The organism is Burkholderia sp. AU16482 (assembly GCF_002223285.1).
Classification (GTDB): Bacteria; Pseudomonadota; Gammaproteobacteria; order Burkholderiales; family Burkholderiaceae; genus Burkholderia; species Burkholderia semiarida.
In genome coordinates this window covers 1-765 of sequence record NZ_NKEY01000020.1, presented here as the reverse complement: position 1 = coordinate 765, position 765 = coordinate 1, and the positions used below count along the sequence as shown (strand labels likewise).

Annotated in this window: 2 tRNA genes and 2 rRNA genes; all 4 read right to left on the bottom strand. The window is 51.4% G+C overall.

The window, feature by feature from the left end:
* Positions 1-109 (bottom strand): 23S ribosomal RNA (locus CFB35_RS33940); the annotation flags it as partial.
* A gap of 283 nt (positions 110-392) precedes the next feature.
* Positions 393-468, bottom strand: a tRNA-Ala gene (locus tag CFB35_RS33930).
* Between the two features lie 38 nt (positions 469-506).
* A tRNA-Ile gene (locus CFB35_RS33925) sits at positions 507-583 on the bottom strand.
* A 63-nt stretch (positions 584-646) separates the two neighbouring features.
* Positions 647-765, bottom strand: a 16S ribosomal RNA gene (locus CFB35_RS33920); the annotation flags it as partial.

Below are 765 nucleotides of genomic sequence, written 5' to 3'. Positions count from 1 at the left end.
TACGGATCAAAGCTCGTTTGCCAGCTCCCCGTAGCTTTTCGCAGGCTACCGCGTCCTTCATCGCCTGTGATCGCCAAGGCATCCACCACATGCACTTGTTCGCTTGACCCTATAACGAGTCTGTCTCGTTACAGGTTGAGTTCTCGCGTTGTGCCGTATTCCAAAATCGAGCCGAACAATGAAGTTCGAATCATCTTGAGATACATCGATACAATCACAACCCGGATAGTTTCCACGTCCATCTCAAAGACGCTTCCGCTATCCAAATTACTTACTTCTTCCAGATTGTTAAAGAACGACAGCCGATATCTGTTGATATCACTCTGACTGGCTCAATCGCCAATGCAAAATTCTCGGTTCAGTGTCTGAACCAAGCCCTTAGCGTTGGTGATTGGTGGAGGCAGACGGGATCGAACCGACGACCCCCTGCTTGCAAAGCAGGTGCTCTCCCAGCTGAGCTATGCCCCCATGAGTACAGATGCCTCAGGTGTGTTACCGCCAGACAATGGTGGGTCTGGTTGGATTCGAACCAACGACCCCCGCCTTATCAAGACGGTGCTCTAACCGACTGAGCTACAGACCCCTGAGTCTGTCTTTAATTTACAGCCGATAAGCGTGAGCGCTCAACTTCGCGAGATAGCTCTGGAAAGGAGGTGATCCAGCCGCACCTTCCGATACGGCTACCTTGTTACGACTTCACCCCAGTCATGAATCCTACCGTGGTGACCGTCCTCCTTGCGGTTAGACTAGCCACTTCTGGTAAAA